Source organism: Streptomyces sp. 13-12-16, from assembly GCF_002114215.1.
GTDB lineage: Bacteria > Actinomycetota > Actinomycetes > Streptomycetales > Streptomycetaceae > Streptomyces.
On sequence record NZ_NCTE01001504.1, the window covers coordinates 19587 to 19918 of the forward strand.

Annotated in this window: 2 pseudogenes; both read right to left on the minus strand. The window is 71.7% G+C overall.

The window, feature by feature from the left end:
* A pseudogene (locus B7767_RS49010) lies at positions 1–116 on the minus strand (dihydrodipicolinate synthase family protein); the annotation flags it as partial.
* Positions 113–332 (minus strand): annotated as a pseudogene (locus B7767_RS47595) (FAD/NAD(P)-binding oxidoreductase); the annotation flags it as partial. The pseudogenes B7767_RS49010 and B7767_RS47595, both read right to left, overlap by 4 nt.

Below are 332 nucleotides of genomic sequence, written 5' to 3' on the forward strand. Positions count from 1 at the left end.
TTGTCCACCAGCCAGGCGCAGTGCTCGGCGTAACGGTCGTGGTTCACGGAGAGGTCGTCGTTCAGCGGAAGCGCGGTGGCGACGAGGACGCCGCGCCAGGGACGGTGGTCGGTCATGAGGGTCCTCTCTCGGTCTGCCGTTCGTGCCGTTCGCGCGGTTCTTGTCGTTCGCGCTGTCCGTGCCGTTCGTGCTGTTCGGCGAGTACGCCCAGCGGCACCGGCCGGGCGAACGGCCGCCGGGACGGGACGGGTTCGCATCCGGCGAGCCCGGCGACCGCCGGTCCGCACATCCGGCCCTGGCACCAGCCCATGCCGGCCCGGGTGAGCAGCTTG